Annotated in this window: 16 protein-coding genes; 11 read left to right on the top strand and 5 right to left on the bottom strand. The window is 41.7% G+C overall.

Annotated features, from left to right (window positions below; genetic code table 11):
- The first annotated feature begins 5 nt into the window (after nucleotides 1–5).
- The 6 genes from GWK08_RS17470 to GWK08_RS17445 all read left to right on the top strand — a co-directional run bounded on the left by GWK08_RS17470 (nucleotide 6) and on the right by GWK08_RS17445 (nucleotide 4014).
- The gene (locus GWK08_RS17470; protein WP_163608539.1) at nucleotides 6–572 is read left to right on the top strand and encodes a hypothetical protein; all 567 of its coding nucleotides are present in this window, start codon (nucleotides 6–8) and stop codon (nucleotides 570–572) included.
- 17 nt (nucleotides 573–589) lie between these two features.
- Nucleotides 590–958 (top strand): cupin domain-containing protein, encoded by a 369-nt coding sequence (locus GWK08_RS17465; RefSeq protein ID WP_163608538.1) that lies wholly within the window; start codon nucleotides 590–592, stop codon nucleotides 956–958.
- A complete protein-coding gene (locus GWK08_RS17460) occupies nucleotides 955–1797 on the top strand; it encodes an alpha/beta fold hydrolase (RefSeq protein ID WP_163608537.1) in 843 nt (280 codons plus the stop codon). Before GWK08_RS17465 ends, GWK08_RS17460 begins: the two co-directional genes overlap by 4 nt.
- An 84-nt stretch (nucleotides 1798–1881) precedes the next feature.
- On the top strand, nucleotides 1882–2781 hold the full coding sequence (locus tag GWK08_RS17455; protein ID WP_163608536.1) for a LytR/AlgR family response regulator transcription factor: 900 nt from the start codon (nucleotides 1882–1884) through the stop codon (nucleotides 2779–2781).
- A 102-nt stretch (nucleotides 2782–2883) separates the two neighbouring features.
- Nucleotides 2884–3462: a hypothetical protein gene (locus GWK08_RS17450; RefSeq protein WP_163608535.1), complete on the top strand. Its 579-nt coding sequence runs from the start codon at nucleotides 2884–2886 to the stop codon at nucleotides 3460–3462.
- A 42-nt stretch (nucleotides 3463–3504) separates the two neighbouring features.
- Nucleotides 3505–4014 (top strand): YybH family protein, encoded by a 510-nt coding sequence (locus GWK08_RS17445; protein ID WP_163608534.1) that lies wholly within the window; start codon nucleotides 3505–3507, stop codon nucleotides 4012–4014.
- A gap of 4 nt (nucleotides 4015–4018) precedes the next feature.
- Here the strand turns inward: GWK08_RS17445 and GWK08_RS17440 are convergent, their stop codons facing one another.
- Nucleotides 4019–4942 (bottom strand): hypothetical protein, encoded by a 924-nt coding sequence (locus GWK08_RS17440; protein WP_163608533.1) that lies wholly within the window; start codon nucleotides 4940–4942, stop codon nucleotides 4019–4021.
- A gap of 99 nt (nucleotides 4943–5041) precedes the next feature.
- On the opposite strand from GWK08_RS17440, the gene GWK08_RS17435 reads away from it, so the two are divergent.
- Both GWK08_RS17435 and GWK08_RS17430 read left to right on the top strand, forming a co-directional pair.
- Entirely contained in the window at nucleotides 5042–5467 is a 426-nt protein-coding gene (locus tag GWK08_RS17435; RefSeq protein ID WP_163608532.1) for a VOC family protein, read from the top strand.
- A gap of 129 nt (nucleotides 5468–5596) precedes the next feature.
- Nucleotides 5597–7015: a DNA/RNA non-specific endonuclease gene (locus GWK08_RS17430; protein WP_163608531.1), complete on the top strand. Its 1419-nt coding sequence runs from the start codon at nucleotides 5597–5599 to the stop codon at nucleotides 7013–7015.
- A 58-nt stretch (nucleotides 7016–7073) separates the two neighbouring features.
- Here the strand turns inward: GWK08_RS17430 and GWK08_RS17425 are convergent, their stop codons facing one another.
- The 4 genes from GWK08_RS17425 to GWK08_RS17410 form a co-directional block, all read right to left on the bottom strand.
- Nucleotides 7074–7955 carry a bifunctional 5,10-methylenetetrahydrofolate dehydrogenase/5,10-methenyltetrahydrofolate cyclohydrolase gene (locus GWK08_RS17425; protein WP_163608530.1) on the bottom strand — a complete coding sequence of 294 codons (882 nt, stop codon included), beginning with the start codon at nucleotides 7953–7955 and terminating at the stop codon, nucleotides 7074–7076.
- A gap of 65 nt (nucleotides 7956–8020) precedes the next feature.
- Complete coding sequence (ffh, locus tag GWK08_RS17420; RefSeq protein WP_163608529.1) at nucleotides 8021–9352, bottom strand: signal recognition particle protein; 1332 nt, start codon at nucleotides 9350–9352, stop codon at nucleotides 8021–8023.
- 126 nt (nucleotides 9353–9478) lie between these two features.
- Nucleotides 9479–10639: a hypothetical protein gene (locus tag GWK08_RS17415; RefSeq protein WP_163608528.1), complete on the bottom strand. Its 1161-nt coding sequence runs from the start codon at nucleotides 10637–10639 to the stop codon at nucleotides 9479–9481.
- A 280-nt stretch (nucleotides 10640–10919) separates the two neighbouring features.
- Nucleotides 10920–12665: a hypothetical protein gene (locus GWK08_RS17410; RefSeq protein ID WP_163608527.1), complete on the bottom strand. Its 1746-nt coding sequence runs from the start codon at nucleotides 12663–12665 to the stop codon at nucleotides 10920–10922.
- 121 nt (nucleotides 12666–12786) lie between these two features.
- Between GWK08_RS17410 and GWK08_RS17405 the strand changes: the two genes are divergently transcribed.
- From GWK08_RS17405 to GWK08_RS17395, 3 genes are read left to right on the top strand one after another with little or no spacing between them, the layout of a single operon-like run.
- Nucleotides 12787–13299 (top strand): RNA polymerase sigma factor, encoded by a 513-nt coding sequence (locus GWK08_RS17405; protein WP_163608526.1) that lies wholly within the window; start codon nucleotides 12787–12789, stop codon nucleotides 13297–13299.
- A 56-nt stretch (nucleotides 13300–13355) separates the two neighbouring features.
- A complete protein-coding gene (locus GWK08_RS17400; RefSeq protein ID WP_163608525.1) occupies nucleotides 13356–14261 on the top strand; it encodes a FecR family protein in 906 nt (301 codons plus the stop codon).
- Nucleotides 14254–16794: a TonB-dependent receptor gene (locus GWK08_RS17395; RefSeq protein ID WP_163608524.1), complete on the top strand. Its 2541-nt coding sequence runs from the start codon at nucleotides 14254–14256 to the stop codon at nucleotides 16792–16794. The genes GWK08_RS17400 and GWK08_RS17395 overlap by 8 nt, the downstream gene beginning before the upstream one ends.
- The last annotated feature ends 1 nt before the right edge of the window (nucleotide 16795 follow it).

Raw genomic sequence — 16795 nt, 5'->3', positions numbered from 1 at the left:
ATTACATGAAGAAGTATACATTATCTTTTGTTTTGGGAGCCCTAATATTAAGTAGTTGTTCCAGTAAACCGGATCCTTTTTTAATTTCCGAAGGACAGGTCGGGGCTTTAACAACTGAGACAGACGTAAGTACATTGGAAGAACTCTACAGCACAGATTCTCTGGTTAAAGAAGAAGGCAGAAGAGATTATCAGTTTGCAAACAGCGACAAATATCAATTATTCGAAAAGGGAGGCAAACACTTGCTGACCATTACTCCCTCTTCCTCCAAAGACAGTATTCGAACCCCCAGGAATATCATTATTCATGATGAGAGGTATACCACCGCAAAAGGAGTTTCCCTGAACAGTACTTTTAAGGATATAAAGGGCAATTATAAGATCTCCAAGATAGAAGGTACATTAAACAATGTAATTGTTTTTGTGAATGAGATAGATGCTTATTTCACTATAGATCGCGAGGAACTTCCCGGAGAGGTTCGCTTTAATCTCAGCGCTAAAATTGAAGCGGTTCAAATCCCCGATGATGCCAAGATTAAATATTTTATGCTGGGCTGGGAAAATGTCGAATAGTAAAAAGACTAGGAATATTGAGCAAAAAATTTCACATCCAAAGATCTCCCTTTGTAGTTCCGACCCAGGACGGGAAACTTATTGAGGAGCATTTCGGGCGGGCTTCCGATGGCAACAGTCAGATCAGTATTGCACATATGGTTGCTCCCCCTGGCTGGAGTGAACCTTTTCAGACGCCTGAATTTGAAGAGTACACCGTGATCATCAGAGGAAAAAAACAATTCATCATTGAGGGAGAGACCGTGGTTCTTCAGGCGGGAGAATCTATCAAAATAGAAAAAGATACCCGGGTACAATACTCTAACCCGTTTGATGAGGAATGTGAATATATTGCCATATGCCTTCCGGCTTTTTCCATAGAATCCGTAAACCGGGAAGCCGAATGAAAAAGCTGATCAATCGTTATCTGCCGGTTATTGTCGGTAAATATCTCAACCTGCTTTCTCTGGTTTCTCCGAAAAAGGCCGTACTCAAGGCTTTTTATATTTTTTGCACACCCAGGAAAGGAAATGTATTACCGCATCAGAGCCCTTTTCTGGAAGAAGCTAAAGACCAGGTACTGTCTCAGGAAAAATTCAGGATACAAACTTACCGGTGGAATGGTAAAAACAAGACCATCCTGCTGGTTCACGGATGGGAGAGCAATAGTTTTCGCTGGAGAAAACTCATTAAAGAACTCAAAAAAGAGGACTACAATATTATTTCCATAGATGCTCCTGCCCACGGGGACTCGGAAGGAAAGCACCTCAACGTTCCCCTGTACCATTTGTGCCTCCTGGAAGCTATAGAGGTGTATAAACCTGAGATCATTATCGGGCATTCCATAGGCGGAATGACCACGGTTTACAATCAGTACCGTTCTCCTGATCCTTCGGTAAAAAAACTGGTAATCCTGGGAGCTCCTTCAGAATTATCACGGATCATGAACGACTATCAGGATATCCTGAATCTCAAGCCCAGGATCATGAAAGAACTTGAAAGTGAGTTTTTCGAACGTTTCGGTTTTGACTTTAAAGGTTTTTCGGTAGCGTCTTTTGCCCGCCAGGTAAAACAAAAAGGGTTGATCATTCACGATACTACGGACACCATTGCTCCGGTAAGTGAATCGGAAGCTATTCACCGGAACTGGGAAAACTCAACTTTTATCAAAACAGAAAAATCCGATCATTCCCTTCAGCATCAGGAAGTTTTTGATCATATCATGGATTTTCTGGTTCACGCATAAAGTTATAGAAGCTCACATTTAGGCCAGGGAATTTTAAAATCTGCTTTTATTCCCTTAACTTTCAATGGCTTCAATTTAGATCCTATGGAAATTTTAAAGAACAGATATTTTCTGAGTATCCTTTTCGGTACTGTTGCTTTCCTCATCATCTTTGAGGCTTTCCAACAGGATTTCTACATAGCGTATTTTGACCTTTCAGACGGAGAAGAGGTATCTTTCTGGTTACTATTACGAGGACAGTTATACCGGTGGATCATCTGGCTTTTACTAAGCATTCCCCTACTCTCCCATATTGCAAAAACATCCCTGAGAAGCGAGGACCTGAAAATAAGGTTGTTCCTCTTTTATTCGGCCTGTATTTTCGGATTAGTGATCCTCAACATCCTGATCATTTCGCTCGTACAGATATTATTGAGCGGGCAGGCATTTTCATGGGAACTGTTCGGAGAACATATTGTTTTCTATATTTTTCAGAAAGCCCCTGTTTTTACACTGGCCTATGTTGCCATTACCATTTGCGCCCACCTCGTAGTAATAAAACAACGACTGGAGACCAAAGTGCTTAAGCTAAGCTCTTTTAAAAAAGAACATCAGAATCTGTACAACGAATTAAAGCACCGTGCTTTTAGTGATAATACCAGTGTGTTGAAGGTAAAAGTGGGGAATAAATTTAAAATCATCCCCCTGGAGGATATCCACTGGATCGAGGCCGATGATTATTGTGTAAAGGTCCATACCGCAGAAAAGCATGCCTATTCTATGCGAAGTTCCCTCAAATTACTTGAAAAACAATTGAGCTCTGACGGCTTTTTAAGAGTGCACCGCAAGGCGGTTGTAAATATGCATAAAGTTACCGAACTAAAGCTTTCGGAGCCGCCAAGGCTGATCCTGAATTACAAGGATGAAATAGATATTGCCAAAAGCCGTATAAAAGAAATCAAAAATTATTTTTCCTCGAACAAGGATCAGGCTGTCCGGGCATAACCCATAAAATTTACTGCAAAAAAAGGCAGCTTCCCTGCAAAACCCTAGGATTAGCTGCACTTTATCTCTTATTTGCCTTTATCAATCATTTATATACAAGCTATGAAACGTTATTTCTTATGTATCCTTGCCATTCTTATCATTGGCAGTATAAGTGCTCAAAACTATTCTTATGAAGCCTCGGAAGCATTTCCTTTTGGGCAGAAGAACCCGAAAGCTCCGGAGCAATTAAAAGATTTTGCTCCCCTGATCGGAGAATGCGATTGTATTTCGGAAACCCGAAAAGCAGACGGTAACTGGAATGGACCTGGTAAAATGACCTGGAGGTTCAAATATATTATGAACGGAATGGCTGTTCAGGATGAAACCCTCAAAGATGACGGAAGACATTCGGGCAGTATCCGGCAATTCAATACCGACAGTTTAAAATGGTATGTACACTATTATTCGTCTGTATCTGCCGTCAATAACCTGCCCTCATGGGAAGGAGGAAAAACAGATATAGGCAGTATCGTACTCTACCGGGAGCAGAAAGCTCCGAACGGGATGGAAGGTTTTTACCGCCTGACATTTTACGACATCAGTAACAAAGGTTATAAATGGATCGGGGAATGGGTAAGTACCGATGAAACCATTGTATACCCAACCTGGAAAATTAGTTGTACCAGAAAAGAAGATTAAAGTTTTTGCGTTATATCTTTGAGTTCTAAAATCAAATACGGAATGCAAAGATATTTCCTCCTTTTTACAGCAATGTTAAGCCTGTGTTCTCTAAGAGCACAGGATACTGAAACCATCCAGAAAGAGATCGACCGACAGGTGTGGAAGCCTTTTAAAGAAGCTTTTGAAAATGCCGATGCCGAAAAACTCAACGCCACCTATGCAGAAGAAGTACTGAGGGTTACTCCTCAGAAAATAGATACGGGTAATGAATTTAAAGGCCAGAACCTTACCCGCTTCAGGCAAAATAAGGAGAGCGGAACTGAGATAAAACTCGATTTCTGGTTTGACAGCAGGCATACCAATGAAGACACTTCCTATGAAGTAGGTTTTTACCGGATCGGGTTTCGTACAAATGGAAAGGAAAGCATTGTTTACGGCCAGTTCCATATTGTTCTGAAAAAAGTGGACGGACAATGGAAAATAACCCAGGACTGGGATACCACTACCATTAACGGAAACGAGATCACAGCAGCAGATTTCGCCAGGAAACCGCCTGCTATTTTCAAATAAAATTTTACTGATCGGGTTTACTGTCTCCGGATGCCTTCAGGTGTTCTATCGGATACAGTTTTTTTCTCGGATATGTATTTATACTCAGTTTTTCAACGATCATCTGATGTATAAAACGTTTCGGGTTTTCTTTAGGGCCGTTTAACTGAGCAGTTTGTTTAAAAGGGAATACTATTCCGTCTATATTACGGTAATCATCTAAAACCAGGGTAGCATAGATATTGGAGGGAGACGGAAGAAAATTATCTCTTACGGTATAGTCTATCAGGCCTACAAGGCCGCTTTTTTCCTCAATCCAGACCACATACTGGTCATGCTCTTTGCTGGGTTCCTCGCTCCAGGATACAAATACCTTATCGTAATCTTTCCCGTTAAAGCTTCCTTTTCCGGTATAGCGGATCAGGGGTGCATTGCTCAATCTTTTAGGTCCTTCAAACAGGTAATGAAATGCAGCCAGACCGAAAGCCACCCTCTTTTTATTTTTCAGCAATACTTTTCCTTCCTTGTCAATCTTGTATACCTGCCAGGACTGAAGCCCCCATATGGTTCCTTTTTTCCTTCCTTCCAGCACCTCTATCTGACCATCGAAGCTCAAGGGAGTAAATCGCAAAGCAATACGTTTATTATTTACAGGCCAGACATTTCCCAGTTTTCCGGCAAAGCCCTTCCACCTATCCTTCATTATTACTTCATAGGTCTCCGCTCCGGCCAGTTTGTCAAAACCGTGTTTTATCACCGCATTTTCCAGCAAACTTTTTCCCTTTTCCTCTCTGGATATATGTTCGTTTTCTGCGCTCCTGAGTTCAGCAGTACGAAGATCCGCCAGCTTACAGGAATTCAAGAGTCCCATAAGTGAAAGGATCAAAACAATATTTTTTATACGATTCATCATAAAAAACCTGATATCAAGAGAATAGTCCTTGCTCATACGCATTCCTTACGTTTGGCCGGTTGTTTGTTTTAACATAAAAGCGGTTGTTTTTGTTAAGCAGATTTCACTATTTTTATCCTGTAAATCCAATAGATCATGAATACTGTCTCTCCCTTTCATATTGCCATTCCGGTACATAATTTAGATGAATGCCGTAGCTTTTACAGAGAAGTTCTGGGTTGTGAAGAAGGAAGGAGCAGTGATCATTGGGTAGATTTTAATCTTTTCGGACATCAGCTGGTCATTCACTACAAACCGAAGTCCGAAACCGAAGACTTACATCACAATGCAGTAGATGGAAAAAATGTTCCCGTACCTCATTACGGGGTGGTTCTGGAATGGGAAACTTTTTATCAGCTTGCAGATGATCTGAGGTCTAAAGGAATTTCCTTTGTTATTGAACCTTATATTCGCTTTGAAGGTCAGCCCGGAGAGCAGGCTACTATGTTTTTTTTGGATCCGGCAGGTAACGCCCTTGAATTCAAGTCCTTCAAAAATATGGATCAATTATTTGCAAAATAAGCTTGTTCCCTCTGAATCAGGGAGTTGAAAATTCGCTATTTCCTATGTTTATTTTCATAACCTTAAATTAATCTCTTTCTCTATCAAATTCATTTGCTTTGTGTTATCACTAACACAAATTATCAACTTATGAAATTTATTAAACTAAAAACAGTAGTTTTTTATGTTTTCTCATTGGTATTTATCTACAGTTGTAGTAATAACAACGAGTTAATTACAGAAGAGGAAGCAAGAGTCAATCCAATCAGTATTCAGGGCAGCATCAGTTCTGATGTCAGGCATTATGACAACCAGGGGCCTCACGACCACAACCACAGCACGGAGAGATCGACAGGTTTTACAGAGACTTTCGAAACAGGATCTAAATCTTCCTATGCCGGAGCATCCGTAAATCTTTCTTCCGGAAGCTGGTATCTGGACGATGCCTTAATTGGTTCTCTGTCTAACGACAGAAAGTTCGGTTCCTATTCTTCCAGGATCAGGAACACAGGTTATGCCATTATGCAATTTAATATGGATAACGGAGCTACTTCGGTAAGTGTACGACATGCCAAATACGGGAGCGATGGTTCTTCTTCCTGGAGATTGATTGCTTCTTTTGATAACGGCGCTTCCTGGTATTATGTGGGCGAAACTGTAAACACAACTTCCACTACCCTGAATACCGTAACTTTTGAAGTAAATGAAACCCGTGCGGTACGTTACGGAGTCTACAAAACCAGTGGCGGATCCAACAGGATCAATATCGATAACATAGAGATCACAACCTCATCGGGTGGCGGATCGGGAACAGCGGCACAGGACAGTAATCTTACTTTTGGAAATCCTTCGGATGCGGGAACTTCCAATTCCAATAATTACTTTTTATCCAGAGATGACTACACCCTCTCCTATAACAATAGCAGGGGAACACCCAACTGGGTAAGCTGGCATCTCAGCACAGCTTGGACAGGCGACAGCCCGAGATGTAACTGTTTCAGACAGGATACTTCTCTCCCCTCTAATTTCTTCAGAGCAACAACCAGCGATTATACAGGATCCGGTTTCGACAGAGGGCATATTTGTCCTTCTGCAGACAGAACCTATAGCGATGCGGCAAATGCCAATACATTTTTTATGACCAATATTGCGCCTCAGGCTCCGGATAACAACCAGCGTAGCTGGGCCAGCCTTGAGAATTACTGCAGAGAACTTATTCGTGAAGGGAATGAATTACATATTATTTCGGGAGTTGCAGGAAGCGGCGGTACCGGTAGAAATGGTTTCAGCTCTACTATAGATAACGGAAACATAACAGTTCCCGATTCTTTCTGGAAGGTCATTCTTGTACTACCTAACGGTACCAACGATATTAACAGAGTAAGTACTTCCACCAGGGTAATTGCCGTTAATATTCCCAACGATCAGGGAATAAGCACTTCCTGGAGCAGTTTCAGAACCTCTGTTGATGCCATTGAGAATCTGACCGGTTACGATCTTTTTGAAAATATATCCAACACTGTGGAGGCTGCACTGGAATCCAGGGTAGATGATGTTCCTATCAATTAGGGAGTCACCTCAGCGCATAAAAAAACCGGAATGCACATTCCGGTTTTTTTTATCAATATTATTTACTGCGATGGCGTTCTCTTGCCAGGAGCGTATTCTTCAGAAGCATTGCAATAGTCATCGGCCCTACTCCTCCCGGAACAGGCGTTATAAAGCTTGCTTTTTTGCTTACATTCTCAAAATCTACATCCCCGCAGATACAGTATCCCTTTTCTTTGGTATCATCCGCTACACGGGTAATCCCTACATCTATGATTACCGCATCATCCTTTACCATCTCTGCTTTCAGGAAATTAGGTACTCCCAAAGCCGAAATAATGATATCTGCCTGAGAAGTGATCTGCGTAATATTTTTGGTGTGGCTATGGGTCAGGGTTACCGTTGAATTCCCGGGGAATCCTTTTCTTCCCATCAGAATACTCATCGGTCGGCCTACAATATGACTCCTTCCGATAACCACCGTATGTTTTCCTTTGGTTTCTACTCCGTATCTGTCCAGAAGTTCCAGGATCCCAAAAGGAGTAGCCGGGATAAAAGTACTCATATCCAAAGCCATCTTTCCGAAATTGGTAGGGTGAAATCCATCAACATCTTTATCAGGATCGACAGCCATAAGCACCTGTTGGGTATCAATCTGAGGAGGTAATGGTAACTGAACTATAAAGCCGTCTATATTATCGTCTTCATTTAGTTCTTTGATCTTATTCAGCAGTTCCACCTCCGACGTGGTATTCGGCATTTTAACCAGAGTCGATTCAAATCCAACACGCTCACAGGCTCTTACTTTACTCCCTACATAGGTAAGGCTGGCCCCGTCATTACCAACGAGCACAGCTGCCAGGTGAGGTACTTTTTCACCTCTTTCTTTCATTTTGGCAACTTCGGTTGCTATTTCATCCTTGATCTGATTGGATATTTTTTTCCCGTCTAAAATGGTCATTATAATCTGATTTCTGCAGACAATACAAAACAGTATTTTGTACAGTCCCCGTTAGCTTTTTTTAATTATCTCCCCATTCGGTTCATCATCTGCATCATCTTTCTGCCTCCGCCGCCTTGCATCATCTTCATCATCTTACTCATCTGATTGAATTGCTTTAACAGCTGATTTACTTCCTGTATGCTGGTACCACTTCCCTTGGCAATTCGTTTCTTTCTGCTTGCATTCAAGACAGTTGGGTTACTTCTTTCATCCGGGGTCATAGAGTAAATAATGGCTTCAATACCTTTAAATGCATCATCATCCACATCCATTCCCTTCAATGCTTTGGACGCTCCCGGGATCATTCCCATCAGGTCCTTTATATTACCCATCTTCTTCACCTGCTGGATCTGATTCAGGAAATCGTCGAAGCCAAACTGGTTCTTGGCTATCTTTTTCTGCAGTTTTCTGGCTTCCTCTTCATCAAATTGTTCCTGCGCTCTTTCCACAAGGGAAACAACATCTCCCATTCCGAGGATACGATCGGCCATACGTGAAGGATAGAAAACATCAATTGCTTCCATCTTTTCACCGGTACCTATGAATTTAATCGGCTTATCTACAACAGATTTAATAGATATGGCAGCTCCCCCGCGGGTATCACCATCCAGTTTGGTAAGGATCACCCCGTCAAAGTTCAGGACATCATTAAAGGCCTTGGCCGTATTCACAGCATCCTGACCTGTCATGGAGTCTACTACAAACAGTGTTTCTTCCGGAGAGATCGCTTTATGGATATTGGCTATCTCCGTCATCATTTGCTCATCTACAGCCAGACGTCCCGCAGTATCGACGATCACGACATTGCATCCGTTCTTTTTGGCGTGTGCTACCGCATTCTTGGCGATAGCTACAGGGTCCTGATTACCTTCTTCGGAATATACTTCCACTCCTATCTGCTCCCCGACAACATGCAGCTGATTTATCGCCGCCGGACGGTAAACATCACAGGCAACCAAAAGAGGTTTCTTTGTTTTTTTATTTTTCAGATAATTGGCAAGTTTTCCGGAGAAAGTGGTTTTACCCGATCCCTGAAGACCAGACATCAGGATCACTGAAGGATTTCCGGATAAATTTACCCCGGCAGCATCTCCTCCCATTAATTCGGTCAGTTCGTCCTTAACGATCTTAACCATTAACTGGCCAGGCTGAAGCGTAGTCAGTACATTTTCTCCAAGAGCTTTTTCCTTTACCCTGTTCGTAAAAGATTTGGCGATCTTAAAGTTAACATCGGCATCCAACAATGCCCTACGTACTTCTTTGAGCGTTTCCGCAACATTGATCTCGGTAATCTGCCCGTGCCCCTTTAAAACGTGAAGGGCCTTATCCAGCTTTTCACTTAAATTATCAAACATATTCTTTGCCTTTTTCTGAATACCCTGCCTTTCTGGCAGGAAAGTGCAAATTTAATGATTTGATGCGTATTAACGAATATTATTTTAAGGGATTTCAACAGGGAGGAGAAGTGACATATCTGCCTCCTATTTTACCATAAATCCGCTAAAAGATGTTGTGTGATTTCTCATTGGGCCACCGGTAATAAGGATATTCCTGCTACCTATGTTGATCACCGCCTGTATAAGGTCTCCTTCCTCAAAGGATCTGAACAGGTTAATAGCCGCATCCCCTCCGGAAAGCGTAAACAAAATAGGAGATTTTGATATTTCACGACCGTTACTGAAAAGCTTCAGATAAGCCGTATTTTTTACTTCTTCTATCCCTTCCAGCTCAGAATAATCCATTCTGCACTGAAACTGAATAAAATAAGTGCCCGAAAAAGGGATCTTATAGCTATTATTGGAAGAAATATAAGCTCCTGCAGTATCGAATTCTACTTTGTCAAAATTCACCACCACATCAGAACGGGTGGCTTCGGGTTTCAGGTCTACTTCCCTGTATACAGAGAATTTTGGTGTATTTATTTCGGCCTCTGCCGCAGTCTGACTTTTTTTACCGATGGTCTTGCTTTCATCATTGATCTGGGATGGCAAAACAGCTTCTACCGCATTTTCCAGCACCTGCAGGGCTTCCTTGACCGACAAGCCGTCTGCCAGGGTGCTTCCTGAAAAGGTACCGAGATTTGCTCCCGTTATACCAATCATTTCAGATAGATCAATATTATCTACGGTAGCATTGTTTACCATAAGGATATTACCCCTGGTATTTACCCTACCATCTCCCAGTATCCCGAAAACGGTCGTACCGTTGGCGGTAAGCCGGAATTGGTCGTTTGCCGTATCTCCTGCATCAAAGCGGTTAAAGCCAAAAACGGTAGTACTTGTTCCCATAAGCTCCATAGAAGAGGCATTGGTGATCTGCTGTCCGGATAGATCAAAGGTTTGTGTGGCTGTATGGTTTCCGAGATTATCTCCGCTGGAAGAAGCAACAGAGAACCAGCCGCTTCCGTTGTAATAATAGAATCCGGGGCTGTTATCGATTTGGTAGATCATCAGACCGGCAACGGGGCTGGTAATAGAATTTCGTTGAGATTCGGACATTCTTGGTATCAAGAGTCCCTTGTCTGTTGAGTTAATATCCAATATGGATGACGGATCGGGAGTTGAGGTTCCTATACCCACCTGACTACACAGATTAAAAGGAATAGCGAACACTAAAATCAGGAGGCCTTTTTTAAGAGTCATAGCGAATCGCATTAGGTTAAACTATCCTGATGGGGGGCTAAAAATAATAATTGGAGGGCTTTAAATTAATGGAATTAGCTGCACTAATATAGTAAAAATCGATTAACTATCTAATTTTTTCAGAGTAAAAAGACTTTTAAAAGCACTGATTTCAGGCCCTAGATCGCAATATACCAATCATTTAACCTAAAAGAAGAGAGGCAGCTTTTCCTGGAAAAAGCTGCCTCGGCTTGGGGGTTTAATGTAACCTAACTAAACCTAAAACACTATATATGAAGTTTTACAATTTCTCGAATACTAATACCTGCTCGGTACCGTCACCTCCGCTTATATCTCTCACCTCAATTCTGTTGGCACTCACCTCAACGATCTTCCAGTCGTCGTTCAACTCATCAAAAGGTGGTTCCAGTCCGAAGTTCAATTCAAGCTTCAGTTTTCCATCATCTCTTCTAACCAGCCAGGATCCGTCTATGATCTGACCATTTCCCTCTACAAACACTCCACCGTTCTCAAGGAAGTCTATAACAAATCCGTTAAATTCCTCGGTCATATCCTGATCACCTTCACTGTAAAGGGCAACTTCCCATTCTCCGTCATTAAGGATCTCATTGATCTCATTAACATCTCCGTCAATGTCATCCGGACAGAATCTTCTGAGTAATAACTGACTGTTTTGGTTTACCAGTGCAATCCTGTCTTCTTCAAGGACGATGATCAACCAGAACAGATTCAATTCAGGTCTGCCTTCGAAGGTCATTTGCAGTACAAATCCAAGATTGGTTTGAAGCACATCCCATTCACCGGTAACAAATTCCCCGTTCACTCTCAGTTTCACAACACCTTCTTCTTCAAACTTCAACGGAGTTCCCAGATAATCATCCTCCATATCAGTTCCATCGATCTCCAGTCTTGCTACTCTCCAGAAGCATTCCTGTAAAAATGCCTTGGCACGTTCTACAGATATATTGTCAATATCACAGTTTTGTTTCATCACGATCCTGTTTCCTCCTTCGGTAAACAGTTTGATCCTTCCTTCTCCGATATCGTATACGAACCATTCAAGGTTGAAGTCTACCAATTCATCAAACTCCAGTGTTAACAGAGCACCCATGTCTGTAACTCTTGTAGACCATTCTCCGTCTATCTGATTCCCGTTCCTGTCGCGAACCACAACACTTCCGTTTTCATTAAAGAACATTACAAATTCTCTGTACTGATCGGTGTTGTCCTGATCATTTCTTCTCACTTCTCTCACTACCCATGGGCATTCTACGAGAAGGGCATCCAGACGTTCTTTGGTAAAATCGTCATCATTAAAGTCATTATCATCATCTTCATCACATAATTCTCTTGCCTCGCGAAGTGCCTGTGCCAGTTCCTGATTACTGTCTACTACAATTTCAGAACCGTCAAACAGTATAAGAGTCACAGGGTACTGAATACTTACCACATCTGTGGGCTCCAGTGATCTGAAAAACCTGTGAAGCTGACGGTCGTTCTCAACCACCACTCTGTTGGATTGCTGGTTATTGGTATCAAAAGTGAAGAAAGTAAGAGGGTATTTAAAGTCTATACACTCAATATCATCATCATCTCCTCCTTCAATACATTCCTCGATCACATCTTCTAATTCTTCTCTGTTGTTAATAGTGATCTCTTCGTGCTCACCGTTAACGATCGTGATAGGAAAAATGATCTCCAAAAGATCCTCATCGTCTTCAAATTCATCAAAGATCTCTTCAATGATATGAAGATCCATACGTGAATCTATTATAATTTCCAATCCGTTTACGGTAACCGTAATCGGGAAAACAACATTAATACAACTGGATCCGTCGATAATATTATCGAAAGAACCGTCATTAGCTGTTGTTTGTGTGATCAATTGCGCAGTCTCAGAGCTGGCCTGTATGTTTTCTTCTGTTGTTGTATCCGGACCTACTACGTCTATTTCTTCTTGACAAGAAGTAAATGTAATTAGTATTAATAGGGCACTTAACACTAGATTTTTAATGACATTTTTCATGATACGTTTAAATTTGGTTTAACATGCTTTTGTTAACAAAACAGTTTACAATTAAAAAACCCTACCTAAATATTAACTTTTTTTTAAATAAATTTGTTAGGAGTAGATTTAGACGCCATTTATGCAAGACAACAAAGAGCATGTTTGTGAAGAAAAAGTTTTCCAGTCTGTATTCATGGAACATGCTACTACCATACGTAATTTTATTTATTACAAATGTGGAGATCAGAATAAAGCCGCAGACATAGTTCAGGAGGCTTTTATCAAGTTGTGGCAGAAGTGCAGAGACGTCTCTTTTGAAAAATCCAAATCATTTTTATATACAGTAGCAAATAACCTCTTTTTAAATGAAGTGGCACATCAGAAAGTGGTTTTAAACTATAAAAACAGCCCGCAAAGAACACATACGGATGAGAATCCTGAATATTTAATGGAGGAAAAACAGTATGATGAGAAGTTGCAACGCGCTATAAACAGCCTTACCGAAGGTCAGAGAGAAGCATTTTTACTTAACAGGATTGATGGAAAAAAGTACTCGGAGATTGCACAACTCTTAGATATATCGGTAAAGGCAGTAGAAAAAAGGATCCACGGAGCACTGGTCTCACTGAGAAAAGAAATCGGTAAAATTTAATTCTCAGGGTAGGGTTTTTTAAAACTAAGCTGTTATACAATTGAAAGTCAAAGAAAATGGATCAGGAAAATTTCTTAGCGAGATGGATGGAAGGCTCACTCAGTGAGCAGGAACTTCAGGAGTTTAAAAAGACTGAAGAGTACCATTCTTATGCAAAAATTGTCGAGCATATGGATAAGCTCGGTAGTCCTGATTACAATATACTGGAAGAGTTTAAAAAGCTTCAGGACAAGATCCCCGCTCAATCCGAATCCAAGGTCGTCAAATTCCGGCCGGTTAAATTACTGATGAGGGTTGCCGCCATTTTTGTGATTGTTATCGGGTCTTATTACTTTTTAAATCAGAGAGAAACAGAAATAGTTACCAAGGTAGCGGAGCAAAAGACCTTTCTTTTACCCGATGATTCAGAAGTTATTCTGAACGCCAAATCCGTTATGAATTTCAGTAAAAGTACCTGGGATAAAAAACGGGAAGTCCAACTAAAAGGAGAAGCCTATTTTAAGGTAGCTAAAGGACAAACATTTGATGTCGTAACTTCTTCAGGGATCGTAAGGGTGGTTGGCACCCAGTTTAATGTAAAAAGCAGGGAAGGTTATTTTGAGGTAAGCTGTTACGAAGGTATTGTTAAGGTAATACACAGGAATATGGAGAATACCCTAACGGTAGGTGATGGTGTAAAAATGTTTGACGGCGAACTGTTCCAGGAAAACGACCTTTCCGAAATGACCCCTCACTGGATAAATAAAGAAAGTACTTTTAAAAGCATTCCGCTGAGGTTCGTGCTGGATGAACTGGAAAGACAATACGATATTTCCCTTGTAAAAGAAGGGATTAACGAAGACCTTCTTTTTAGCGGAGGCTTTACCCATAACAATTTAGAACTGGCATTACAATCGATTTGTATACCACTTAGAATAAAATATAATATTGAGGAAAAATCAGTAACTTTATATAGTGAATAGCCTTAGGTTAAAAACTCTTTTTTTCATTTTTACCTGGCTGACTTCTTCCTCAATCCTCTCACAAACCAAATCGGAAAAGATAGCCTTAAGGGACGTCCTGCAAAAAATTGAACAGCAGTTCGACGTTAAATTCTCCTATCAGGATGCCGATATTAATGATGTTCTAGTTACAAACAGGGAGCAGTTCGGCTCCTTAAAGCAAGCCCTTAATTTCCTGCGAAAAGAAAGTTCTCTGGATTACCGTATCCTGGACAAACGCTTTATTGCCATTAGCAGGGTAACCATTCTGCGGGAGGTCTGCGGTTCCATAAAGGATTTTAACACCAATAGCGGCCTGGAAGGGGCTTCCATAGAAGTGATAGGTACTTCCCTTCGGACCATTTCCGATCAGAATGCGTCTTTTAGTTTTAAGGAAGTTCCGCTGGATGCGCAGTTGCGAATTAAGTTCCTCGGTTATGAGACCATTAATGTCCCTGCAAGAAGGTTTGCCGAAAGAGAAGGTTGCCCTATTATTTTTATGATCTCGGAGATCCAGCGGTTGGATGAAGTGGTACTGGTAAATTATCTTACCCAGGGTATCAATAAGGAAGTAGACGGGACCGTTGCCGTTTATCCTCAGAATTTCGGTATTCTCCCCGGGCTTTCAGATCCGGATATCCTTCAGACCATTCAGGCCCTTCCGGGAGTGGAAAGTATAGATGAGACCATCTCCAATATTAATATCAGAGGAGGTACGCACGACCAGAACCTTATCCTCTGGGATGGAATAAAAATGTACCATACAGGCCATTTTTTCGGGCTTATTTCGGCATTTAATCCTTATCTGACCGAGAAGATAGATGTTATTAAGAACGGTACCAGTGCACGTTTTAACGACGGAGTTTCCAGTACTATAGACATAAGGACAAAGAACGAGGTTACCTCTTCTTTTTCGGGAGGCGCCGGTTTTAACCTCATCAGTGCCGATTTTTATACACAGATCCCTATAGCCGAAAAATGGTCCGCCCAGCTTTCGGCAAGAAGATCCGTAACCGATTTTTTAAACACCCCCACCTTTAACCAGTATTTCGAGCGTTCCTTCCAGGATACGGAGATCACCGAACAGGGAGTTAACGTAGACCGGGAAGTTACCGGGAACGAGAATTTCTTCTTTCACGATTATGCGGCTAAATTATTATTCGATGCCAGCGACAAAGATGAGCTCAGGCTGAGCTTTATCAATGTACGAAATGAATTGTCCTATGAAGAATTCGGCCTGGAAGAAGAGGATACCAGGACCAGTACCCTGGAACAGCAAAATATTGCTTTGGGCGGGCATTGGGACCGCAAGTGGAATGAAAACTTTACCACCTCGGTATTCGGTTACTTTACCCGTTACAATATAGATGCGGTAAATTTTGATATCAGGTCGGGTCAGCGGCTGGAACAGAACAATGAGGTTCTGGAAACTGGTTTTAAGGTGCACGCAGAGCTGAAGCTCGGTGATTTCCTGCTCCTGAACAGCGGATACCAGTTTTATGAAGTCGGGATTACCAATGCCGTAGATATCAACCTTCCTCGTTTTTTCGAGACGGATAAAGATGTGCTGGATAATCATGCCTTCTTTACCGAATTGAGCTGGAAGAGGAACCGAACCTATATCAGGGGAGGGGTCCGCCTTAATTACGCAGAAAAGTTCAATCGTTTTATCGTAGAACCCCGGTTGAATATTAACCACAAACTCAACAATTCCCTGTCTGCCAATCTGCAGGGCGAATTTAAAAGTCAATTCACTTCACAGATCATCGATCTTCAGGAAGATTTTTTAGGGATAGATACCAGGAGATGGGTCCTCGCTGATGAAAACCTCATCCCTATTATTACCAGTAAGCAGGGAGCTATAGGTTTGGATTATAATTACAAGGGTTGGTATATCAGCACTAATGCCTTTTACAAACAAGTAGAGGGGATAACGACCAGGAGCCAGGGTTTTCTTGATCAGAACCAGTTTCAGAATGCGGTCGGGGAATACAGGGTAAAGGGGATCGAATTTCTCGTTAACAAACAGAATAATCGTTTCAGTACCTGGTTCAGTTACACATTGGGTAAAAACGATTATACCTTTGAAACGCTGGTACCTTCGAGTTTTCCGAATAATGCCGATATCAGGCACTCCCTCAGTCTTGCCGGGACCTATACGATCAGGAACCTGAAACTGGCTGTCGGATTCAAATGGAGGAGCGGTAGGCCGTTTACCCTTCCGGACAGGGATGATCCTGTAAACGAAGGAGTAGTGCCATCGGTTATTAATTACGAAGCCCCCAATGCGGAAAACCTGGATGATTTTTTAAGAACCGATATCTCGGCAATATATGATTTCCAGTTAAGTGAAGATGTCCAGGCAACACTGAGTGCATCGGTTTTAAACGTCCTGGATAAAGAAAATACCATAAACACCTATTTCCGTCTTACCGATACCGACGAACGTGTGCAAAGAGTAAACAGCCAGTCACTGGGAATTACTCCCAATCTCAGTTTCAGAATACGGTTCTGAC

It is taken from the genome of Leptobacterium flavescens (assembly GCF_010671605.1).
In the GTDB taxonomy this organism is placed as follows: domain Bacteria; phylum Bacteroidota; class Bacteroidia; order Flavobacteriales; family Flavobacteriaceae; genus Leptobacterium; species Leptobacterium flavescens.
Note: the sequence above shows the minus strand (reverse complement) of the source record. Positions and strands in the feature narration are given on the sequence as shown.